The sequence below is a fragment of the Delftia sp. RIT313 genome (assembly GCF_000632165.1).
In the GTDB taxonomy this organism is placed as follows: Bacteria; Pseudomonadota; Gammaproteobacteria; order Burkholderiales; family Burkholderiaceae_C; genus Comamonas; species Comamonas acidovorans.
On the sequence record NZ_JFYT01000038.1, the window covers coordinates 1 to 22,244 of the forward strand.

14 protein-coding genes are annotated in these 22,244 nt (G+C 68.9%); 13 read left to right on the plus strand and 1 reads right to left on the minus strand.

Going from position 1 to position 22,244, the window contains the following annotated elements; genetic code table 11:
• Nucleotides 1-263: 263 nt before the first annotated feature.
• From argH to BW39_RS09735, 3 genes are read left to right on the plus strand one after another with little or no spacing between them, the layout of a single operon-like run.
• Entirely contained in the window at nt 264-1,745 is a 1,482-nt protein-coding gene (gene argH, locus BW39_RS09725) for an argininosuccinate lyase (RefSeq protein ID WP_012207114.1), read from the plus strand.
• A 25-nt stretch (nt 1,746-1,770) separates the two neighbouring features.
• Nucleotides 1,771-2,769 (plus strand): Bug family tripartite tricarboxylate transporter substrate binding protein, encoded by a 999-nt coding sequence (locus tag BW39_RS09730; RefSeq protein WP_043821430.1) that lies wholly within the window; start codon nt 1,771-1,773, stop codon nt 2,767-2,769.
• Between the two features lie 21 nt (nt 2,770-2,790).
• On the plus strand, nt 2,791-4,281 hold the full coding sequence (locus tag BW39_RS09735) for a rhomboid family intramembrane serine protease (RefSeq protein WP_043821431.1): 1,491 nt from the start codon (nt 2,791-2,793) through the stop codon (nt 4,279-4,281).
• On the opposite strand, the gene BW39_RS09740 is transcribed toward BW39_RS09735, so the two are convergent.
• Nucleotides 4,282-5,607: a tetratricopeptide repeat protein gene (locus BW39_RS09740; RefSeq protein WP_043821435.1), complete on the minus strand. Its 1,326-nt coding sequence runs from the start codon at nt 5,605-5,607 to the stop codon at nt 4,282-4,284.
• A gap of 420 nt (nt 5,608-6,027) precedes the next feature.
• Between BW39_RS09740 and BW39_RS09745 the strand changes: the two genes are divergently transcribed.
• The 10 genes from BW39_RS09745 to BW39_RS09790 all read left to right on the plus strand — a co-directional run bounded on the left by BW39_RS09745 (nt 6,028) and on the right by BW39_RS09790 (nt 22,198).
• A complete protein-coding gene (locus tag BW39_RS09745) occupies nt 6,028-12,090 on the plus strand; it encodes an alpha-2-macroglobulin family protein (RefSeq protein ID WP_043821436.1) in 6,063 nt (2,020 codons plus the stop codon).
• 89 nt (nt 12,091-12,179) lie between these two features.
• Nucleotides 12,180-12,686: a DUF2867 domain-containing protein gene (locus tag BW39_RS09750; protein ID WP_043821495.1), complete on the plus strand. Its 507-nt coding sequence runs from the start codon at nt 12,180-12,182 to the stop codon at nt 12,684-12,686.
• Between the two features lie 39 nt (nt 12,687-12,725).
• Nucleotides 12,726-13,022: a hypothetical protein gene (locus BW39_RS09755; RefSeq protein WP_081816177.1), complete on the plus strand. Its 297-nt coding sequence runs from the start codon at nt 12,726-12,728 to the stop codon at nt 13,020-13,022.
• A 186-nt stretch (nt 13,023-13,208) separates the two neighbouring features.
• Complete coding sequence (locus BW39_RS09760) at nt 13,209-15,305, plus strand: BCCT family transporter (protein ID WP_013800957.1); 2,097 nt, start codon at nt 13,209-13,211, stop codon at nt 15,303-15,305.
• A gap of 95 nt (nt 15,306-15,400) precedes the next feature.
• Nucleotides 15,401-16,345, plus strand: a complete 945-nt coding sequence (locus BW39_RS09765; protein WP_043821497.1) for a helix-turn-helix domain-containing protein — start codon at nt 15,401-15,403, stop codon at nt 16,343-16,345.
• Between the two features lie 131 nt (nt 16,346-16,476).
• Nucleotides 16,477-17,877, plus strand: coding sequence for an amidase (locus BW39_RS09770; RefSeq protein ID WP_043821438.1), 1,401 nt, complete (start codon nt 16,477-16,479; stop codon nt 17,875-17,877).
• Nucleotides 17,878-17,971: 94 nt separating this feature from the next.
• A complete protein-coding gene (locus BW39_RS09775) occupies nt 17,972-19,039 on the plus strand; it encodes an ABC transporter ATP-binding protein (RefSeq protein WP_043821440.1) in 1,068 nt (355 codons plus the stop codon).
• Nucleotides 19,040-19,139: 100 nt separating this feature from the next.
• Nucleotides 19,140-20,435 carry an ABC transporter substrate-binding protein gene (locus tag BW39_RS09780; protein ID WP_013800961.1) on the plus strand — a complete coding sequence of 432 codons (1,296 nt, stop codon included), beginning with the start codon at nt 19,140-19,142 and terminating at the stop codon, nt 20,433-20,435.
• Nucleotides 20,436-20,456: 21 nt separating this feature from the next.
• The gene (locus BW39_RS09785; protein ID WP_043821441.1) at nt 20,457-21,353 is read left to right on the plus strand and encodes a carbohydrate ABC transporter permease; all 897 of its coding nucleotides are present in this window, start codon (nt 20,457-20,459) and stop codon (nt 21,351-21,353) included.
• Complete coding sequence (locus BW39_RS09790; protein WP_043821443.1) at nt 21,350-22,198, plus strand: carbohydrate ABC transporter permease; 849 nt, start codon at nt 21,350-21,352, stop codon at nt 22,196-22,198. Before BW39_RS09785 ends, BW39_RS09790 begins: the two co-directional genes overlap by 4 nt.
• The last annotated feature ends 46 nt before the right edge of the window (nt 22,199-22,244 follow it).

Consider the following 22,244-nt stretch of genomic DNA (forward strand, 5'->3'; position numbering starts at 1 on the left):
GGGGCGGGTGATGGGGTGTTGTGGCGAAAATGCGGCGGAGTTCGGCGGGCATTCGGCGGAAATTGGCGGAAATGGGCGGAAATTGACGCAATGGCTCCGCGCCGCATGCCCGGATTATGGTCATGCCGGGCCGGCCTGCACAGCCGCTGCCCGGCCCCTGCACGGGCGTGGCGCCGCCCAGGTCGATAGAATCTTCGCTTCCTGCCCGCGCGGGGGCGTGCCGCCCACCGCCTGCACCGCCTAATCGAAGATCGCGTCCTCACATGTCTGCCAATCAACCAACGTCCGCCTCGCACAACCAGCTCGACACCAAGGCCCAGGCCTGGTCCGCTCTCTTTGAAGAGCCGATGAGCGATCTGGTCAAGCGCTATACCTCCAGCGTGTTCTTCGACAAGCGCCTGTGGCAGGCCGACATCACGGGCAGCCTGGCGCATGCCGAGATGCTGGCGGCCCAGGGCATCATCGCCGCCGCCGACCACGAGTCCATCCGCAAGGGCATGGCGCAGATCACGCAGGAAATCGAGTCCGGCCAGTTCGAGTGGAAGCTCGACCTGGAAGACGTGCACCTGAACATCGAGGCCCGCCTGACCCAGCTGGTCGGCGACGCCGGCAAGCGCCTGCACACGGGCCGCAGCCGCAATGACCAGGTGGCCACCGACGTGCGCCTGTGGCTGCGCGGCGAGATCGACCTGATCGAAGGCCTGCTCGGCGAACTGCAGCTGTCCCTGGTCGAAGTGGCCGAGAAGAACGTTGACGTGATCCTGCCCGGCTTCACCCACCTGCAGGTGGCCCAGCCCGTGAGCTTTGCCCACCACCTGCTGGCCTATGTGGAAATGTTCAAGCGCGACGCCGAGCGCATGCTGGACCTGCGCCGCCGCGTCAACGTGCTGCCGCTGGGCAGCGCCGCCCTGGCCGGCACCACCTACCCGCTGGACCGCGAGCGCGTGGCCCGCACCCTGGGCATGGAAGGCGTCTGCCAGAACTCGCTGGACGGCGTCAGCGACCGCGACTTCGCCATCGAATTCACCTCGGCCGCCAGCCTGTGCATGGTGCACGTGAGCCGCCTGTCCGAAGAGCTGATCATCTGGATGAGCCAGAACTTCGGCTTCATCCGCATCGCCGACCGCTTCACCACGGGCTCGTCGATCATGCCGCAGAAGAAGAACCCCGACGTGCCCGAGCTGGCACGCGGCAAGACCGGCCGCGTGGTCGGCCACCTGATGGGCCTGATCACCCTGATGAAGGGCCAGCCCCTGGCCTACAACAAGGACAACCAGGAAGACAAGGAGCCGCTGTTCGACACGGTGGACACCCTGAAGGACACGCTGCGCATCTTCGCCGAGATGATCGGCGGCCAGGCCGACCCGGCCACGGGCGGCAAGAAGGGCGGCATCACCGTCAACGCCGAAGCCATGCGCGCCGCCGCACTCAAGGGCTATGCCACGGCCACCGACCTGGCCGACTACCTGGTCAAGAAGGGCCTGCCCTTCCGCGATGCGCACGAGACCGTGGCCCATGCGGTCAAGCTGGCCTCGCAAAAGGGCGTGGACCTGACCGAGCTGCCGCTGGCCGAACTGCAGGCCTTCAATCCCGGCATCGAGGCCGATGTCTTCGAGGCGCTCAGCCTGGAAGGCTCGCTCAATGCGCGCAACACCCTGGGCGGCACGGCGCCGGCCCAGGTGCGCAAGCAGCTCGCAGGCCACCAGGCGCGCTTGAATGCACGCCTGAACGCGCGCCTGGGCTGATCCCCCCGTTCGCCGGAGCCACGCCATGACATCCTCCCGCCGCCAACTGCTGACCGGGGCGCTGCGCGCCGCCGGCGCAGTGACTGCCGCTGCCGCCTCGTCGGCCCTGGCTCCGCTGGCCTGGGCACAGCCCGGGCAGGCCATCCGCATCCTGGTGGGCTTTCCGCCGGGCGGCGGCACGGATGCCATCGCACGCCTGCTGGCCGACCGGCTCAAGGACGTGCTGGGCACCACGGTGCTGGTGGACAACCGCCCCGGCGCGGGCGGGCAGATCGCGGCGCAGCAGCTCAAGGCGGCTGCGGCCGATGGCCACACCCTGTTCCTCACGCACGACCACACCATCTCCATCCTGCCCCAGGTGGTGAAGAAGCCGGGTTTCGACCCTGGCCATGACTTCGTTCCCGTGGCCGGCTTTGCCACCTTCGTGAACGCGCTGGCGGTCTCCGCCAGCACGCCGGCGCGCAACCTTGCCGAGTATGTGGAGTGGGTGCGCCAGGGCGCAAAGCGCGGCAGCATCGGCATACCCGCGCCCGCGTCCACGCCGGAATTCCTGGTCAGGCTGCTGGGCGAGCACTACAAGCTGGACCTGGTGGCCGCGCCCTACCGGGGCAGCGCGCCCATGCTGGCCGACATGCTGGGCAACCAGATTCCGGCCGGCATCGCCTCGGTGCAGGACTTCATGGAAAACCACAAGGCCGGCAAGCTGCGCGTGATCGGCGTGCTGGGCACGCGCCGCCAGGCCACCATGCCCGAAGTGCCCACGCTGGCCGAGCAGGGCGTCAAGGGCTTCGAGGACACGCCCTACTACGGCATCTACGCGCCGCGCGGCACGCCCCAGGCCTTCATCGACCGCTTCTCCGCCGCCGTGGCCGCCGTGCTCAAGCAGCCCGATGTGCACGAGCAGCTCACCGCCCTGGGCCTGACCGTGGGCCACATGCCGCCCGCACAGCTGGCCGAGCGCGAGCAGGCCTATACCCAGGTCTGGAAACGCATCATCCAGACCAGCGGCTTCCAGCCGCAGTAAGCGCGCGTCCAGCGGTCCCGCATGTTCTACGCGATTCCGCTGGAGGACCGGCCCCGCTGGAGCAATCCGCCGTGGATGACGCTGCTGATCATCCTCGTGAACGTGCTGGTGTTCTTCGGGCCGCAGCGCTCCGAGGAGCGCGCCCAGCAGGCGGCGGCGCAGTTCTATGCCGCCAGCGCGCTGCCGGGCATCGAGTTGCCGCGCTTCGTGGACTGGCTGCAGCGCACGGATTCGCCGATGGCAAAGCAGGCAAAGGCGCTGCAGAAAAAAGGCCTGGTCGAGCCGCTGTTGCAGCGCATGGAGCGGGAGCCGAAATTCCTGGCGCTGCTGCGCAGCGGGCAGATCGTGCCCGCAAGCGATCCCCTGCACGAGCGTTGGCAGACCGACCGCAGCCGCTACGAGGCGTTGCAGCCGGAACCTTTCACCACGCGCTGGGCCAAAAACTATGCGCTGGACGCGCCGATGCGCCCGGTGACCTGGATCACCGCAGCGTTCCTGCATGTCGACACCAGCCACCTGGTGGGCAATATGCTGTTTCTCTTCATGTTCGGCTTCTCGGTCGAGTTGATGCTGGGGCGCGGCACCTATCTGTTGTTTTATCTGCTGGGCGCCGTGGGTGGCTCGGTGCTCTCGGGCTGGGCCTATGCAGGCACAGGCAGTTACGGCTTGGGCGCCTCGGGCGCCGTGGCCGCCCTGATGGGCATGTACGCCGTCATGTACCGGCTGCGGCGTGTCCGTTTCTTCTATCAGCTGTTTTTTTATTTCAACTACGTCACTGCGCCCGCCTTGATCCTGCTGCCAGCCTGGATCGCCAATGAAGTGCTGCAGCATTTTTTCAGTGGCCAGAGCGCAGGCTACATGGCCCACCTGGGCGGCCTGCTCACAGGCGCGACCCTGATGGCCCTGTATCTGCGCCGCAAGCCACGGGCGGCGGTGGCGGGCCGCCACTCGGCGCCGGACGATGGCTTCGACGCACATGTCGCCAACGCGCGACGCCTGGGGCAGGCGCTGGACATGGAGGGCGCCCTGCGCGCCTGGCGCGCCGCAGCCCAGCTGCGGCCTGCCGACACCGAGGTGCTGCGGGCCTGGTTTGCCGCGGCCCGCTATGCGCCTGCCAGCGAGGACTTCCACCGGGCGGCCCGGCGCATCTTCAGGCTGCCGGCCCGTGATGCCGCCACCCTGGCCTGGCAGCACGACAGCTACCGCATCTATCTGGACCTGGCCCGCCCAGGCGCCAGGATCGCGCCCGAGGACATGGCCAGGCTGGTGCGCCGCTTCACGCGTGCCCGTGCGTTCGACGATGCCGAGAAGCTGTGCCACGCGCTGCTGCAGGCAGCACCCGGTCAGCCGGGCCTGGGCGAGACGCTGTGCCTGCTGGTCAACGGCCTGCTGCAGCAGGGGCTGGCACAGCGCGCCCGCGCCTGGCTGCCACAACTGCAGCGCTGGGCGCCCGATGAGGCCGTGACCCGGCTGTTGCTCGACGGGCAGGCCCGCGCCCAGGCCACGGCGTGATCAGTGCGGGGCCGGGCGCGGGTTCGGTCCCTGTTCCGGTTCCGGGTCACGCAGCAGCCACCGCACCTCCTGCGTGGCCTCGCTGTCGGGATGGCGCGCCTGCAGCGTGGCCAGGATGCCCTGGGCCATGTCCCGACGTCCGAAGCCCTGCAGCATCAGGCGCGCCGCCAGTTCATAGGCATGGGGCACGGCGGCATGGCCCTTGAAGCGTTTGTCGAAGCCCGAGATCAGGGTCAGCGTCGCCTGTGCATCGCCCGCGCGCCAGATGCTGCGCGCCAGGGCCAGTGTCTGGTCGGCATCGTCCAGCGCAAAGCTCGCTTCCTTGGCGCGGCAGGCCTGGAACACCTTGAGCGCCTCTGCGGTCTGGCCCTGGCGCAGCAGCAGGGCGATGAAGCGCCGGCCGTGGTCCAGCAGCGTGGCCGTCTTGTCCGACAGCAGCAGCAAGCGGTGGTAGCGGCGCTGGGCATGCGTGTCGTCGGGGTGGGTGCGCTGGTCCTCGTAGGCCAGGCCCAGCGCGGCGGCCAGGTCGCCAGCGGCCACATGCTCGGCCACGTCCTCGTCCAGCTGCTGGCGGGCGATCTGTTCGGGCGTGCGCGCAGGCGCTCCGTCGGGCCCGCTGTCTGCCTGGGGCACGGCGTCGATGCCCAGCGCCTCATGGTGCTGGTACATCACATAGCCCAGCAGGCTGGCCATGACCCAGCCGAAATAGATCATGGCGAAGTTGAACAGCGGCAGCAGGATCAGCCCGCTGAACAGCGGCAGCAGCAGCGACATGGCGATCTGCGCACCGCTGCTCAACAGAAACAGAAAAAAGCACAGCAGCGCATAGGGCTTGCCGATGATGCGCACCGTGTCCAGGATCAGCAGCGGATTGAGTGCGGAGAAAAAGCCCGTCGTCTGCACCAGCACGATGATGCTGGCCGGCAGCAAAAAGGACAGCAGCAGCAGGGCCAGCTGCGCCATGCCCAGGCTCACCCGCGCACACCAGCCGACGATGATGCCGTGCACCACCAAAATGGCGAACAGCTTCCAGGGCAGATGGGTCCAGTCCGGGTCCAGGTGGCGAGGATAGTCCGCAGCGCGCGATATGCCCTGCGAACCCAGCGCTGCCACCTTGAAACCATAGCGGCTGGCGGCCAGCAGGATACCGATCTGCACCAGCCCGATGGCCAGGGGTGCGGGCAGGAAGAACAGCGCCTTGAACAGCAGGCTGCCCAGCGACAGCAGCAGCGCATAGCCCAGCGGCTGTGACTGGAACGGAAAGGCGAAGAACTGGTTGATCCGGTGCCAGAACGGCTGAGGCACGGCAACGTGGTTCGGCTTCATGGACGGACTCTCTCCCTGTGTTGTATCCGCGCAGTATAGGCAGCACGCTGTATGTAGTCTGACGGGGCCTGTGGTGGGAGGTGAGCCCTGTGATCTCACGGATATGACGCGTTGATGCGCCGATGTCTTACAGATGGATACACCGCAGACCCGGTTCCGGGCACCCGCAGCAGGGCCTGCAGCGGATGCGGGCCGGTATCATCCCGCGCAGTGGTTTTCAGCCGCAGCGGATGCGGCCCTGCATTCGGTGCATGCGGGCGACAGGCCTGCGCCTTGTTTCAGCCCTTGCCGCCGAGCCCTGCCTGCAGCGCAGGGTTTTTCATTTGCAGCGTGTCATGCGGACAGCTCGCGTCGCAGTGCTGAAAGCCTGCTCATTCCAAGAAAACAGCGGGCCATCTGAGCCCGACAGAAGGGATTGCCATGGGGGTGCTTCGCACGAAAGCGATCAGTGGGTTGCAGGGGGCTCCGGCGCACAGCCGGCCCTGGAGCCGGTGGGGGTTGGGGCTGCTGCTGGGATCGGCGGCGCTGACGGCGCAGGCCGTGGGCGTGCGCCAATTCAGCCCGCAGGGAGAGGTGGCCAAGGTCGAGCAGGTGGTGGTGCAATTCGATGGCACGGCCGTGCGCTTTGGCGACCCCAAGGCGGCCGCGCCGGTCACGCTCAGCTGCAGCGATGCGGCGGCCACCCAGGGCACGGGCCGCTGGAACAGCGACCGGGAATGGGTGTTCGACTTCAAGCAGGCCCTGCCGCCCGGCGTGCGCTGCACGGCCCAGCTGGTGGCCGGCTACAAGTCGCCTGCGGGCACGGCCGTGACGGGCGCTGCCAGCTACCAGTTCCAGACCGGCGGCCCGGCCGTGCTGGACATGGCGCCAGACACCTATGAACAGATCGACGAGGAGCAGTACTTCGCGCTGCGCCTGTCGGGCCCGGCCACCGTGCAAAGCCTGCAGCAGCACATGTGGTGCACGGCCGAAGGCGTGGGCGAGCGCATACCCGTGCGCCTGATCGAAGGCAAGGAGCGCGACGAGCTGCTCAAGCACCGCGGCTGGGACAAGGCCGCCGCCAAGAACCCGCTGCAGTACGCCACGCTGGCCTGCAACCGCCGCCTGACGGCGGGCACGACCATGAAGCTGGTTTTTGGCGCCGGCATCGCCACGCCCAATGGCGTGGCCAGCCGCCAGGACAAGCGCTTCGAGTACCGCGTGCGCGAGCCCTTCGCGGCCGAGTTCAGCTGCGAGCGCGAGAACGCCAAGGCCGCCTGCCTGCCGATCCGCCCCATGCGCCTGAGCTTCAATGCCCCCGTGCCGCGCAAGCTGGCCGAGGGCATTCGCCTGAGTAGCGGCGCCTCCAAGGTGGCGCCCGTGATCGACGGCGAATACGGCGAAAAGCTCAGCGAGGATTCGCTGGTGCAGAACCTGAGCTTCCCGGCCACCATGCAGGCCCAGGCGCGCTATACGGTGGAGCTGCCTCCGCAGTTCAAGGACGCGGCAGGCCGCAGCCTGAGCAATGCCGACATGTTCCCGCTGCAGGTGGCCACGGGCGCGCTGCCGCCACTGGCCAAGTTCGCGGCCTCGCCCTTCGGCATCGTCGAGCGCTATGCCGAAGGCCCGGACGGCCCGGCCCTGCTGCCCGTGACGCTGCGCAATGTGGAGTCCGAGCTGGCCACCAAGTCCCTGGATGCCAGCCGCGTGAGCACCAAGCAGCCCGGCAGCGATGCCGAGATCATCGCCTGGATGCGCCGTGTGGCCGACTACGAGTCCTCCGACATGGACCGCAAGCGCGCCTCGCGCGACATCAAGGGCCCGCTGCCGCCCGTGATCGACAACGAAAACCGCGACTATGTGCAAACGCGCATGCTGTCGCTGCTGGCCGGCCAGGGCGACGTCAAGACGCTGGAGCTGCCCAAGCCCGTCAAGGGCGATCCGCGCCCCTTCGAGGTGGTGGGCATTCCGCTCACGCCGGGCTTTCACGTGGTCGAGATCGCCTCGCCGCTGCTGGGCCAGTCGCTGCTCGATGAGCGCTACGGCTCGGCGCGCAGCATGTATGTGCGCACCTCCGCCCTGGTGACCAATCTGTCCGTGCACTTCAAGCTCGGCCGCGAGAACGCGGCCGCCTGGGTGACCACGCTGGACAAGGGCCAGGCCGTGGCCAATGCCAAGATCCAGGTCTCCGACTGCAATGGCAAGGTGCTGACCTCGGCCACCACCGACGCCAGTGGCGTGGCGCGCCTGGACGGCCTGTCGCCCGAGCCGCCCCAGTGCACGGGCGGTGTAGGCTACCGCTCGCCTGCCTACTTCGTCAGCGCACGCGCCCAGGGCAAGGACGGCCAGCAGGAGCTGGCCTTCACCTGGAGCGACTGGCAGCGCGGCATCGAGTCCTGGCGCTTCAACGTGCCCACCAGCCGCAGCGCCCAGCGCGACGAGGTGGCCCACACCATCTTCGACCGCACGCTGCTGCGCGCCGGCGAGACCGTGTCCATGAAGCACCTGATGCGCACCCAGACCGGCATCGGCCAGGGGCAGGGCGGCTTTGCGCTGCCCGAGCAGCGGCCCACGCAACTGGTCATCACCCATGAAGGCAGCGGCCAGCAGTACACGCAGCCGCTGCAGTGGCGTTCCACGGGCACCGGCGGCCTGAGTGCGGAAAACAGCTTCTCTGTGCCCAAGGGCGCCAAGCTCGGCTCGTACTCCGTGGAGCTGCGCGGCGATGGCAATGGCTCGCGCGGGCGCAACAACCGCTTCGGCACGGGCAGCTTCCGTGTCGAGGAATTCCGCCTGCCCGTGCTCGAAGGCCGTGTGGGCCCCGAAAGCAAGCAGGCCCTGGTCGGCGTCTCCAGCCTGCCGGTGCAGGTGCAGGTGAACTACGTCTCCGGCGGCCCGGCCGCCAACCTGCCGGTGCGCGTGTCCGCCCTGGTGCGCTCCACCTGGATGGACCGCAGCGACTGGCAGGGCTTCAGCTTCTCGGCACCGCGCAGCGCCCAGGACACGGGCCAGAGCGATGACGAGGAGGCCACGGCCTCCCAGGACAGCAAGGTGGTGGCCGACAAGCTGCCCGTGACGCTGGACCGTGAAGGACTGGGCAAGCTCAAGATCGAGAACCTGCCCAAGCTGCGCGAGCCGCGCGAGCTGCTGATCGAGGCCACCTATGCCGATCCCAATGGCGAGGTGCAGACCCTGCGCAGCACGCAGATGCTGTGGCCCGCGGCCATCGTGGCCGGCGTGCGCGCCGAAAGCTGGATCACCACGGGCCGCAAGCTGCAGTTCCAGGCGCTGGCCCTGGGCGTGGACGGCAAGCCCCAGGCCGGCGTGCCGGTCAAGGTCGAGGCCATCTCCCGCGTCACCACCAGCAGCCGCAAGCGCCTGGTGGGGGGCTTTTACAGCTACGACAACCAGACCACGCTCAAGTCCATGGGCACGGTGTGCACGGGCAACAGCGATGCCCAGGGCATGGTGCAGTGCGAGGCCCAGCTGTCGCAGCCCGGCGAGGTGGAGCTGATCGTCACCGCCTCCGACAAGGACGGCCGGCCCGCCCAGGCCGCCTCCAGCGTCTGGGTCACGCGCCAGGGCGAACTGTGGTTCGGCGGCGAGGACCATGACCGCATGGACGTGCTGCCCGAAAAGCGCAGCTACGAGCCCGGCGAGACCGCGCGCTTCCAGGTGCGCATGCCCTTCCGCTATGCGACGGCCCTGGTCGCCGTGGAGCGCGAAGGCATCGTCAGCACCCAGGTCATGCAGCTCAATGGCCAGAACCCCACCGTGGAGCTGAAGGTCCAGCCCGACTGGGGCCCCAACGTCTACGTGAGCGTGCTGGCCCTGCGCGGGCGACTGCGCGAGGTGCCCTGGTACAGCTTCTTCACCTGGGGCTTCAAGGCGCCGCGCGAGTGGTGGAACGCCTTCTGGCACGAGGGCAAGGAGTACATCGCGCCCACGGCCCTGGTCGACCTGTCCAAGCCCGCCTACCGCCTGGGCATGGCCGAGATCCGCGTGGGCACCAAGGCCCATCGCATCGACGTCAAGGTCACGGCCGACCAGGCCAGCTACCAGGTGCGCGGCACCGCCAAGGTCACCATCAGCGCCACGCTGCCCGACGGCAAGCCCGCCGCTGGTGCCGAGGTGGCGCTGGCGGTCGTGGACCAGGCCCTGCTGGAGCTCATGCCCAACACCAGCTGGCAGCTGGCCGACGCGATGCTGCGCCGCCGCGAGTGGGGCGTGCAGACCTCGACCGCGCAGATGGAGGTGATCGGCAGGCGCCACTACGGCCGCAAGGCCGTGGCCGCTGGCGGCGGCGGTGGCCGCAGCCAGACGCGCGAGCTGTTCGAGACGCTGCTGCTGTGGAATCCGAGCGTGGTGCTCGATGCCCAGGGCAAGGCCCAGGTCAGCGTGCCGCTCAACGACTCGCTGACCACCTTCCAGGTGGTGGCGGTGGCCGACCATGGCGTGTCGATGTTCGGCACGGGCCAGGCGCCCATCCGCACGGCCCAGGACCTGCAGATCATCAGTGGCCTGCCGCCGCTGGTGCGCGAGGAGGACCAGTTCCGTGCCATGGTCACGCTGCGCAACACCTCGGCCAAGGCCATGAAGGTGCAGGTCACGCCGCGTGCCACGCTGCTGGAGCTGGCAGCGCAGACCGTGGAGATTCCCGCGGGCGAGGCGCGCGAGGTGGCCTGGAACGTCACGGCGCCGGCCCAGCTGGGCCAGACGCGCGCCGAGGCGCTGATCTGGGAGATCGAGGCTCGCGACACCGCAGGCGGTGACAAGCCGGCCAGCGACAGGCTGAAGGTCAGCCAGCGCATCATCCCGGCCGTGCCGCTCACGGTGCAGCAGGGCACGCTGATGCAGGTCGATGGCAGCATCAACCTGCCCGTGCAGCTGCCGGCCGATGCGCTGTCCGGCCGCGGCGGCCTGCGCATGTCGCTGGCGCCCAAGCTGGCCGAAGGCCTGCCCGGCGTGCGCGACTGGTGGGCGCGCTATCCCTACAGCTGCCTGGAGCAGGTCACCAGCAAGGCCGTGGGCATGAGCGACGCCACGCTGTGGCAGTCCACCATGGGCCAACTGCCCAGCTACCTGGACAGCGACGGCCTGGCCAGCTACTTTCCGCTGGCAGGCGACGGTTCGGGCCGTGCGGCCCGCGGCAGCGATACGCTGACGGCCCACCTGCTCAACCTCTCGGCACTGGCACAGGGCGTGGACAAGCGCTTCGTGCTGCCGGCGGCCGAGCGCGAGCGCATGGAAAACGGCCTGATCGCCTTCGTCGAAGGCCGCATCCAGCGCAGCTTCTGGAGCCCGCGCAAGGATCTGGACATGCGCAAGCTGGCCGCCATCCAGGCGCTGGCGCTGACGGGCCGCGCCAATCCGCGCATGCTCGACAGCATCACCATCGCGCCCAACGACTGGCCCACGCATGCCGTCATCGACTGGGTGGCCCTGCTCAAGCACATGCGCGAGCTGCCCCAGCGCGAACAGCAGCTGGCCCAGGCCCAGCAGATCCTGCGCGCCCGCCTGAGCTACCAGGGCACGCGCGTGGCCTTCAGCAATGAGCAGGACGACCAGTGGTGGTGGCTGATGCAGGGCCCCGAGGTCAACCTGGCCCGCCTGATGCTGGTCAACATGGACGACCCGACGTGGAAGGAAGAGCTGCCGCGCCTGGCCAATGGCTTCATCTCGCGCCAGAGCAACGGCGCCTGGGGCACGACCACGGCCAACCTGTGGGGCGCGCTGGCACTGCAGCGCTTCTCGCAGCAGTTCGAGGCCACGCCCGTGACGGGCGCCACCCAGGCGGCTTTGGGCGCGTCCCAGGCCCGCGTGGAGTGGAGCCAGGTCACGCGCATGCGCGCCAGCGACACCGAGGGCGCGGCGCACCAGGCGTCCAGCTTCGGCGCGACCACGGTGGTCGGCGGCCTGCGCAACAACACCATGTTCCTGCCCTGGAGCGCGGTGGGTGATGCCCGCAAGGGCCAGCTGACGGTGACCCAGCAGGGCACCGGCAAGCCCTGGCTCACGCTGCAGTCGGTGGCGGCCGTGCAGCTGAAGGCGCCGTTCAGCGCCGGCTACACCGTCACGCGCACGGTCAAGCCCGTGGAGCAGGCCGACAAGAGCCTGCCCGCAGGCCAGTACTCGCGCGGCGACGTGCTGCGCGTCACGCTGGAGGTGCAGGCCCGCACCGACATGACCTGGGTGGCCATCACCGACCCCGTGCCCACGGGCGCCACCATCCTGGGCGGCGGCCTGGGGCGCGACTCGGAGATCGCCTCGGGCGGCGAGCGCGCAGAAGGCGCGGGCTGGCTGGCTTATGAAGAGCGCAGCTTCGAGGCCTACCGCGCCTACTACCAGTACCTGCCCAAGGGCAATACGCGCGTGGAGTACACCGTGCGGCTGAACAATGCCGGCGACTTCGCGCTGCCGCCCACGCGGGTGGAGGCGTTGTATGCGCCCGAGATGTTCGGCGAGGTTCCCAACGCCCGCATCAAGGTGAGCGACAAGCGCTGATGCAGCGTTGATGGCGCCCTGACAAGGAGGCGGCCCTGCGGCCTATGATGGCTGCAGGACCGCCCCCTTTTTTCATCACCCTCCGCTCCATGGCACAAGTCATCCTCTCTCCGGTTCCCGCAGGCAGCGCCCTGCAGGACCGCCTCAAGACCGCCCATTTCCACGACAGCTACCAGCTGCAATTGCCGGACGACGGCAGCAGCCCCATGGCGCTGTACCTGCGCTGCGTGGGCCGCACGCCGGGCTGGATCGACTTTCTGATGCGCCTGCGCAACCGCGTGGTGGCGCCCTTCGGCATCAAGGACCTGGGCACGCTCAGCGGCGTCGATGCGCAGCGCCAGCCATCGAGCTACCGCGTGGGCGACCGCGCCGGCATCTTCCGTGTCCATGCCCTGAGCGACAGCGACAGGCATCTGGACGTGCAGGTCTCCCTCATGCGGCTGCCCAGCCCCGAGGGCGCGCCGTCCGGCACCTTCACCGCCGCCATGTCCACCGTGGTCCATGTGCACAATGCCCTGGGCCGTATCTACATGCTGGGCGTGGCGCCGGCGCACCGCGTCATCGCCCCGGCCGTGGTGGCCAAGCTGGCCGGCTGAAAGCTGCGGATGGAGCCGTCGGCTGTCCAGGCCATCAAAATGGCCGTCGTGGGTGCCTCGGGGCTGTCCAAGGACGCCTTGCATATCTACGTGGGCCTGACGGTGGCGCTGGTCGCCTGCGCCGTGCTGCGCAGACCCCTGGGCAGCTGGACGCCCCTCCTGGCGGCCCTGGTGGTGGCCATGACGGGCGAGCTGCTGGACATGCGCGACGATATCGCGAGCCTGGGGTACTGGCGCTGGGGCGCCAGCCTGCACGACATTGCCAATACCGTGTTCTGGCCCGCCGTACTGGCTGCGCTGGCGCGCTGGAGCAGCGTGCTGGGGCGTCGGCCCTGAAGTCAGCAAATCGGAAGCCTTTGGCGTTGGCGTCCGACGCCTGCTTCCACGCCGCCCTTGCATACTTGCGGCCTTTGCCCGGCGGACATCCCCCGAGCAGGGAACGCGGCCCGCCCCACAAGGGCAGGGCCGCCACCATTGCGAATCGGTTCCCGGGCACACCATTGATCACAAGAGAGAGGGTATATGCCAGACACGACCACCGATCCCCGACCGGCGCCACCCGCGCCACCAGTGGCTCCGCCACCGGATGCACCGCAGGCGGCCACGCCATCGCCTGCCGAGCCTGCACCGCGCATCACGTTCTCCGGCCCCGTCGTCATTCCTTCCCTGCTGGTGCTGGGCCTGCTGCTGCTGTACTGCGGCCTCATGCCCGACAGCGCCGACCGGCTGTTCTCCAGCGCCCAGGCCTGGGTGGTGGGGCACATGGACTGGTTCTATGCCGTCTCGGTCACGCTGTTCCTGGTCTTTCTGATCTTCGTCGCGTCCAGCCGTTTCGGTGATATCCGCCTGGGTCCTGATGATGCGGAGCCCGAGTTCAGCTTCATCTCCTGGACCGCCATGCTGTTCGCCGCCGGCATGGGCATCGGCCTGATGTACTTCGGTGTCGGCGAGCCGCTGCAGCATTTCCTCAAGCCGCCCACGGCCGTGCCTTCCACGCCGGCTGCCGCGCGCGAGGCGCTGCAGTCCACCTTCTTCCACTGGGGCTTTCATGCCTGGGCCGTCTACGGAACCATGGGCCTGGTGCTGGCCTACTTCGGCTTTCGCTACAACCTGCCGCTGACCATGCGCTCGGGCCTGTACCCGCTGCTGGGCAAGCGCATCAACGGCCCCATCGGCCACAGCGTGGATGCCTTCGCGCTGGTGGGCACCATCGCGGGTATCGCCACCACGCTGGGCTATGGCGCGCTGCAGCTGGCCGCCGGCCTGCACACGCTGACGGGATGGGACACCTCCACGGCGCTGTTCCGCATCTCGGTCATCGTCATCGTGGTCGGCCTGGCCGGGCTGTCGGCCGTCTCGGGCCTGGACAAGGGCGTGCGCCGCCTGAGCGAGTTCAACCTCGTGCTGGCCTTCATCCTGCTGGCCTTCGTCATCGTCGCCGGGCCCACGGTCTTCCTCTTCGAGGCGCTGAGCGAGAACATCGGCAACTACCTGTCTGGCCTGGTCCAGCTGTCGTTCCGCACCTTCGCCTACGAGCCGCCCAGCCAGGAAGGCTGGTTCGGCGGCTGGACCATCCTCTACTGGGCCTGGTGGATCTCCTGGTCGCCCTTCGTGGGCATGTTCATCGCGCGCATCTCGCGCGGGCGCACCATCCGCCAGTTCGTGACCGGCGTGCTGCTGGTGCCCACGGCCTTCAACCTGCTGTGGATGACGGCCTTCGGCAACAGCGCCATCTGGATAGACACCCACGTGGCCATGGGCGCGTTGGGGCAGACGGCCTCGAACGTGGATGCGCTGCTGTTCCGCTTCTTCGAGTACCTGCCCTGGTTCAAGCCCGTGGCCTGGCTCACCATCGTGCTGATCGCGGTGTTCTTCGTCACCTCGGCGGACTCCGGGGCCTTCGTGGTGGACAACATCGCCTCGCGCGGCCATGCGCGTTCGCCGGTCTGGCAGCGGCTGTTCTGGGCTGCCGTGCTGGGCGTGACGGCCATGGTGCTGATGCTGGCCGGCGGCCTCAAGGCGCTGCAGGCCATGACCCTGGTGGCGGCCCTGCCCGTGGCCGTCATCATGCTGGCCCTGTGCTACGGGTTGTGGCGCGGGCTGCAGGCCGACCGCGCGCACTTCTCGCCTGACCTGGCCCCGGCCACCAGCTTCTGGAGCGGCCAGCACTGGCGCAAGCGCCTGGAGCAGATCGTGCACCAGCCCTCGCGCGCCGATGTGCGCAGGTTCCTGGCCGGCGTGGTGCTGCCCGCCATGAACGAGGTGGCCGCCGAGATGCAAAGGCGCGGAGTGCAGGCCGTGGTCACCGAGGACCTGGATGGCGAGGGCGCCGTGCGCCTGACCGTGCCCGATCCCTCGCTGCGCGACTTCGTCTACGGCGTGCGCGCCACGCGCCGCACGGTGCCCACCTTCCTGGTGAGCGAGGCGGCCAGCGAGCAGGAGCGCCGCCATGTCTACGAGCCCATCACCTTCTTCGAGGACGGTCGCCTGGGCCACGACATCCAGTACCTGCGCAGCGAGGAAGTCATCGCCGACATCCTGCGCCACTACGAGCGCTACCTGTCGCTGAGCGCCGACCAGCGCACGCATCTGCTGAACCGGGCTCCGGGCCACAGCTGAGCCGTGCTGCGCAGTGCCGCCGTCGCGGCACCCCGGGCCTTTGGGTAAACACCGGGGTGCCAGCCGGCGGCCGCCTGCGGATACTGGGCGCTGCCATGCAGCTCGAATACTCTACCCATTCGCAGGAGCCACGCCATCGTTTCGACTACTGGCACGAGGTGGTCTGCCGCCACTGCATCCCGGCCGACAGCCACCGCGCGCAGGGGGATGGTGCCGGTCCCGGCGGCTTCGGGGCCACGCTGTCCGTGCGGTCCCTGGGACTGCTGGAGATCAGTGCCATGTCGGCGCCCAGCCACCGCTGGGTGCGCAACGCAGCCCACCTGCGCCTGCATGCGCGCGACGAGCTGTGGCTGGGCTATCTGCTCCAGGGCCAGGCCGAGGTGCGCCAGGGCGGGCAAGTGGCCCGGCTGAGTGCGGGCAATCTGGTGCTTTATGACGCTGCGCAGCCTTTCGAATTCTCGGTGGCGCCCCGCGATATCCTGCTGATGCGCATTCCGCGCAGCGAATTGTTGAATCGCTTTGCCCGTGCACCCTCGCACGCGGGCCGGGTGCTGCATGGCCATGCCCCGGCCGTGGCGCCGCTGCGGGCCATGCTCGGCGAGGCCATCGCCATGCCGCCTGCGCCGCACGGTGATGCCTTGGCGCAGCGCTTCGGCATGGCGCTGCTCGATGTGCTGGCCCTGGCGCTGGAGATGCAGGAAATGGCCGTGCAGCCCCGCTCGGAACGGGACCTGCACGGCCGCATCCAGGCGTTTATCCAGGACAACCTGGGCTCGCCCGAGCTGTCGCTGCAATGGCTGGCGCAGCAGCACAACGTCTCGCCCCGTACCGTGACGCGGGCCTTTGCGCGGCACAACCAGACGCCCATGGGCCTGGTATGGCAGCTGCGGTTGCAGGCCAGCCGCCAGGCCCTGATGCAGGGGCGCTGCTCCAGCGTGACCGAGGCGGCCTTCGCGCATGGGTTCTCCGATGCGGCGCACTTCAGCCGAGCCTTTCGCAAGGCGTTCGGCTGCACGCCCCGCAGCCTGCTGGCCGCCTGAGCAAGGTCGCTGACCCTCACGAACAAGCGTGCGTGCCGCCGGCTCCCTAGCATGGGCCTGCCGTGCGTCCCGTGCGGCTTTTCCAGTGCAACAACGGTGGCGCCCCGGAGCCGGGCGCCGGGAGACATGCCATGAACGACAGCGAACTGCACCATCTCGAACTGCTGGAGGTGGGGCGTGAGATCCAGTCCCGCCGCATTTCCTCGGAAGAGGTGACCCGCCACATGCTGGCGCGCATCGAGGCCGTGGATGCGCGGCTGCACAGCTACGTGACGGTGATGGCGCAGCAGGCGCTGGAGGACGCCCGCCGCGCCGACGCCGAGATCGCGCAGGGCCGCCGCCGCGGTGCGCTGCACGGCGTGCCGCTGGCGCTCAAGGACCTGCTGTGGACCCGGGGCGTCCCCACCACGCATGGAATGACGCTGCACCGCGACCATCGCCCCACGGAAGATGCCACCGTGGTGCGCAGGCTGCGCGAGGCCGGCGCCGTCATCCTGGGCAAGCTGCAGCAGACCGAAGGCGCCTTCGCCGACCACCATCCCGAGATCACTGCCCCCGTCAACCCCTGGGGCGCCCAGCTGTGGCCCGGGGCCTCGTCCAGCGGCTCGGGCGTGGCCACGGCGGCGGGGCTGTGCTTCGGATCGCTGGGCACGGACACCGGGGGCTCCATCCGCTTTCCATCGGCCGCCAACGGCATCACGGGGCTCAAGCCCACCTGGGGCAGGGTGAGCCGCCACGGCGCCTTCGAACTGGCCGCGTCCCTGGACCACATAGGCCCGATGGCGCGCAGTGCTGCCGATGCCGCAGCCATGCTCGCGGCCATCGCCGGGGCGGACCCGCTGGACCCTACGGCCAGCCAGTGCAGCGTGCCCGACTATCTGGCCATGATGACGCGCGGATTCTCCGGCCTGCGCCTGGGCATGGACCGGCAATGGGCACTGGACGGCGTGGATGCCCCCTCCCGCCAGGCGGTGGAGCAGGCCCTGGCGGTGGCGCAGCGCCTGGGGGCCAGCGTGCAGGAAGTCCGCTTTCCCGATGCCACCCAGGCGGTGGAGGACTGGCCGGCGCTGTGCGCGGTGGAGACCGCCGTGGCGCACGGCGCCACTTTCCCTGCACTGCGCGAGGCCTATGGCCCCGGGCTCGCCGGGCTGATCGACCTGGGGCTGGGCCTGTCCGCCACCGACTACCAGCGGCTGCTGCTGCGCCGCGCGGACTTCACGGGCCGGGTGCGTGCACTCTTCGCGCAGGTGGACCTGCTGCTGGTTCCCGCCACGGCCTTTGCGGCTCCCACGCTGCAACGCATGGCGCATTTCGGCTCCGATGCCGAGCTGTTCTCGGGCATGCTGCGCTACACCTGCCCCTTCGACCTCACGGGCAGCCCCACGATCACGCTGCCCGGCGGACGCACTCCCGAGGGCGCGCCCGTGGCCTTCCAGTTCGTGGCCCCCGACTTCCGCGAAGACCTGCTGGTGCGCGCGGGCTGGGCGTTCCAGCAGGCCACGGACTGGCACAGACGGCACCCTGCTGCCTGAGCTGCCTGAGCTGCCTGAGCTGCCTGAGCTGCGCGGGGCCGCCAGTCCGGTGGCGCGACACGGGCCTGTCACACAGCCTTCCTAGACTGGCGTGATGTCCTTGATCGAGATGGAAGGTGTCGCCAAGTCCTGGGGCGGCACCACGGCACTGCAGGCGCTGGATCTGCGCATTGAACCCGGATCCTTTTGCGTGCTGCTCGGTCCCTCGGGCTGCGGCAAGTCCACCACGCTGCGCATCATCGCGGGCCTGGAAAGCGCCACCTCGGGCCGCGTGCGCATCGACGGGCAGGACGTCACCCATCTGCCGCCCGCACGGCGCGGCATTGCCATGGTGTTCCAGAACTACGCGCTGTTCCCGCACCTGACGGTGGCGCAGAACATCGGCTTCGGCCTGTCCGTGCGCAAGGTCCCGGCGGCCGAGGCGCGCCGGCGCATCGACGAGGCCGCCGCGCTGCTGGGCCTGGACGCGCTGCTGGCGCGCCGGCCCGGCCAGCTGTCGGGTGGCCAGCAGCAGCGCGTGGCCTTGGGCCGCGCCCTGGTGGCCCGCGCCCGGGTCTGCCTGATGGATGAGCCGCTGTCCAACCTCGACGCCCAGCTGCGCCAGGAAATGCGCACCGAGCTGCGCGAGCTGCAGCGGCGCCTGGGCCTGACCGTGGTCTATGTCACGCACGACCAGGCCGAGGCCATGGGCATGGCCGACCAGGTGGTGCTGCTCAGCCAGGGGCACGTGGAGCAGTGCGCCGCGCCCCAGGAGATCTACAGCCGGCCCGCCACCACCTTTGCGGCGCGTTTCATCGGCACGCCGGCCATGAACATCGCGCGCCTCGACGGCCTGCACATCGCGGGCAGCCATGCCAGCGCCGCGCCCGCCGGCCTGCAGCAGCCGGGCCAGGCGCGCTGGCTGGGCGTCAGGCCCGAGGACATGCGCCTGTCGCTCCAGGGCGATGTCGGCAGCGGCCCCGTGGTGGCTGCCGACATCGAAAGCCTCGAATACCTGGGCGCCGACCTGGTGCTGCGCTGCCGCGTGGGCAGCGAGCAACTGATGGTGCGCACCGCTGGCAGCCAGCTCGGCGGCCTGCAGCCGGGCCAGCTCGTGGGCCTGTGCTGGGCGCGCGAGGCCACGCATTTCTTTGACGAAAAGGGGCGGCGCTGCACGGCCTGATTCCGAGGCACCGGCCCCCAATTCCTTCGCCAATTCACCGTTTCAGCCGTTTCAGCCGTTCCGGCTTTCGCACCCGAAGCACCTTCCAGGAGAGTCCGCCATGCAACGCCATGCCTTCCTCAAAACCCTCGCAGCCGCTGCCGCCCTGGCCGCCACGGGCCTGCTGAACACCGCCAGCGCGCAGACGCCGCTGGAGGTGCCGTTCTACTACCCCGTGGCCGTGGGCGGCCCCATCACCAAGGTGATCGACGGCTATGCGGCCGAGTTCAACAAGGCCCATCCGCAGTACCGGATCACGCCCGTCTATGCGGGCACCTACCAGGAAACCATCGTCAAGGCGCTGACGGCCCACAAGTCGGGCAAGCCGCCGGCCAGCTCGGTGCTGCTGTCCACCGACATGTTCACGCTGATCGACGAGGACGCCATCGCCCCCATCGACGACTTCGTGAAGACCGATGCCGACCGGGCCTGGCTCAAGGGCTTCTACCCGGCCTTCATGGCCAATAGCCAGGCGGGCGGCAAGACCTGGGGCGTGCCCTTCCAGCGTTCCACCGTGGTCATGTACTACAACAAGGAAGCCTTCAAGGAAGCCGGCCTGGACCCGAACAAGGCGCCGCAGAACTGGAAGGAACTCAAGGAAGCCGCCCACAGGCTGACGAAGAAGGACGCCAGCGGCAAGGTCGTGCAGTACGGCATCCAGATCCCGTCCACGGGCTTTGCCTACTGGATGCTGCAGACGCTGACCACGCCCAATGACGTGCTGCTGGCCAACGAGGCCGGCACCCAGGTCACGCTGGACAGCCCCAAGGTAGTGGAGGCGCTGGACTTCTGGGTGGGCCTGGTCAAGGAAGGCGTGCACCCGGCCGGCGTGGTGGAGTGGGGCACGACGCCCAAGGACTTCATGGAAAAGAAGGCCGCCATCATCGTCACCACCACGGGCAACCTGACCAACATCCGCGCCAATGCCAAATTCGACTTCGGCGTGGGCCAGATCGCAGGCAACGTGCGCAAGGGCTCGCCCACGGGCGGCGGCAACTTCTACCTGTTCAAGAAGGCGCCCAGGGAGCAGCAGGAGGCGGCCTTCCAGTTCATGAAGTGGGTCACCCAGCCCCCGCTGGCCGCGCAGTGGAGCATGGACAGCGGCTACGTTGCCGTCTCGCCCGCCGCCTATGACACGCCCGCGCTCAAGAAGTACGGCCAGGACTTCCCGCAGGCCCTGGTGGCGCGCGACCAGCTGCCGGTATCGGTGGCCGAGTTCTCCACGCATGAGAACCAGCGCGTGACCAAGGTGCTGAACGACGCCGTGCAGGCCGCCCTCAACGGCAGCAAGACCTCGGCCCAGGCCCTGCAGGATGCGCAAAAGGAAGCAGACCGCATCCTGCGCCGCTACAAGTGATGGCGCAGTGCCGCTGACCGCATGAGCTCCGCTCCCGCCTCCCTTGTCCGCGGCCGCCAGGCCGTCCATGCCTGGCTGATGCTGCTGCCGGCGCTGGTGCTGCTGGTGGCCTTCACGCACTGGCCGGCCGTGGCCACGCTGATCGACAGCCTGCATGCCACGCCGCGCGGCGGCCAGCCGGGGCCATGGGTGGGGCTGGAGAACTACGCCGTGATGGTGGACGACCCGGTGTTCTGGCAGGCCGTGCGCAACAACCTGTGGTTTGCGGCGGCCACGATTCCGCTGTCCATGGCACTGGCGCTGGCCATGGCGCTTTGGGTCAACGAGAGGCTGGCCGGCCGCGCCTTCGTGCGCATGGCGTATTTCACGCCCACGGTGCTGCCCATGATTGCCGTGGCCAACATCTGGCTGTTCTTCTACACGCCGCAGTACGGGCTGCTGGAGCAGCTGCGCGGCGCACTGGGCCTTCCCGCGCACAACTGGCTGGGCGACCCGTCCACGGCGCTGGCCTGCGTGACCGTGGTGGCGGTGTGGAAGGAGGCAGGCTTTTTCATGATCTTCTACCTGGCCGCGCTGCAGACGCTCAACCCCAGCCTCAAGGAGGCGGCGGCCATCGAGGGGGCCTCGCGCTGGTACTTCCTGCGCCGCGTGCAGTGGCCGCTGCTGATGCCGACCACGCTGTTCGTGCTGGTCAATGCGGTGATCAATGCCTTCCGCCTGGTGGACCATCTCTTCATCCTCACGCGCGGCGGGCCGGACAACGCCTCCACGCTGCTGCTCTATCACCTGTACGAAGTGGGCTTCAAGTTCTGGGACACGGGCTATGCGGCCGCCATCACCGTGGTGCTTGTCGCCGTGCTGGCGGCCGTGGCGCTGCTGCAGTTCTTCGTGCTCGACAAGAAGGTGCACTACCAATGAGTGCCGCACCCATTGCCCCGCGCCATGCGCCGCCCGCGCTGTACGGCGCCACCTGGCTGGACACGCTGGCCGCCTGGCTGCTGGCCCTGCTGTGGATACTGCCGCTGGCCTATGCGTTCTGGACGGCCTTCCATCCGCCCGAATACTCGGCACGCTTCGACCTGGCCGCGCCCTGGACGCTGGAGAACTTTCGCCGTGCCTGGCAGGCCGCGCCCTTTGCGCGCTATTTCCTGAACACGGCCGTGCTGGTGGTCATGATTTTGGCGGCCCAGCTGGTGCTGGGCACGCTGGCCGCCTATGTCTTTGCGCGCTACCGCTTTCGCGGCCAGGGCCTGGCCTTTGCCCTGGTGCTGGTGCAACTGATGATCATGCCGGACATCCTGCTGGTGGCGAACTACCAGACCCTGTCGCGCCTGGGCGCCGTCGATACGCTGCTGGGCATCGGCCTGCCGTACTTCGCATCGGCCTTTGCCATCTTTTTGCTGCGCCAGACCTTCCTGGGCATTCCCCGGGAACTGGACGAGGCCGCGCGGGTGGAGGGCGCCAGCACCCTGCAGATCCTGTGGCGCGTTTACGTGCCGCTGGCGCGGCCCGTGTACCTGGCGTTTGCGCTGGTGTCGGTGAGCTTTCACTGGAACAACTTCCTGTGGCCGCTGATCATCACCAACAGCGTGCAGGCGCGCCCGCTCACCGTGGGGCTGCAGGTGTTCTCCAGCGTGGAGTCTGGCGTGGAATGGGCCACCATCACGGCCGCCACGCTGATGAGCTCGGGCCCGCTGCTGGTGGCCTTCGTGCTGTTCCAGCGCCAGTTCGTGCAGAGCTTCATGCGTGCGGGGATCAAGTGAGGGCGGTGCTAAAGTTCCTTGTCCCAGCCTTTCACCCCGAGGTCCA

What these genes read in the sequence shown, in the direction of transcription:
- BW39_RS09780 (WP_013800961.1), top strand. Translation starts at nt 19,140, where the DNA reads ATGCAACGCCATGCCTTCCTCAAAACCCTCGCAGCCGCTGCCGCCCTG.
- BW39_RS09750 (WP_043821495.1), top strand. Translation starts at nt 12,180, where the DNA reads ATGGCACAAGTCATCCTCTCTCCGGTTCCCGCAGGCAGCGCCCTGCAG.
- BW39_RS09790 (WP_043821443.1), top strand. Translation starts at nt 21,350, where the DNA reads ATGAGTGCCGCACCCATTGCCCCGCGCCATGCGCCGCCCGCGCTGTAC.
- BW39_RS09760 (WP_013800957.1), top strand. Translation starts at nt 13,209, where the DNA reads ATGCCAGACACGACCACCGATCCCCGACCGGCGCCACCCGCGCCACCA.
- BW39_RS09765 (WP_043821497.1), top strand. Translation starts at nt 15,401, where the DNA reads ATGCAGCTCGAATACTCTACCCATTCGCAGGAGCCACGCCATCGTTTC.
- BW39_RS09770 (WP_043821438.1), top strand. Translation starts at nt 16,477, where the DNA reads ATGAACGACAGCGAACTGCACCATCTCGAACTGCTGGAGGTGGGGCGT.
- argH (WP_012207114.1), top strand. Translation starts at nt 264, where the DNA reads ATGTCTGCCAATCAACCAACGTCCGCCTCGCACAACCAGCTCGACACC.
- BW39_RS09745 (WP_043821436.1), top strand. Translation starts at nt 6,028, where the DNA reads ATGGGGGTGCTTCGCACGAAAGCGATCAGTGGGTTGCAGGGGGCTCCG.
- BW39_RS09775 (WP_043821440.1), top strand. Translation starts at nt 17,972, where the DNA reads ATGTCCTTGATCGAGATGGAAGGTGTCGCCAAGTCCTGGGGCGGCACC.
- BW39_RS09740 (WP_043821435.1), bottom strand. Translation starts at nt 5,607, where the DNA reads ATGAAGCCGAACCACGTTGCCGTGCCTCAGCCGTTCTGGCACCGGATC.
- BW39_RS09755 (WP_081816177.1), top strand. Translation starts at nt 12,726, where the DNA reads ATGGCCGTCGTGGGTGCCTCGGGGCTGTCCAAGGACGCCTTGCATATC.
- BW39_RS09735 (WP_043821431.1), top strand. Translation starts at nt 2,791, where the DNA reads ATGTTCTACGCGATTCCGCTGGAGGACCGGCCCCGCTGGAGCAATCCG.
- BW39_RS09730 (WP_043821430.1), top strand. Translation starts at nt 1,771, where the DNA reads ATGACATCCTCCCGCCGCCAACTGCTGACCGGGGCGCTGCGCGCCGCC.
- BW39_RS09785 (WP_043821441.1), top strand. Translation starts at nt 20,457, where the DNA reads ATGAGCTCCGCTCCCGCCTCCCTTGTCCGCGGCCGCCAGGCCGTCCAT.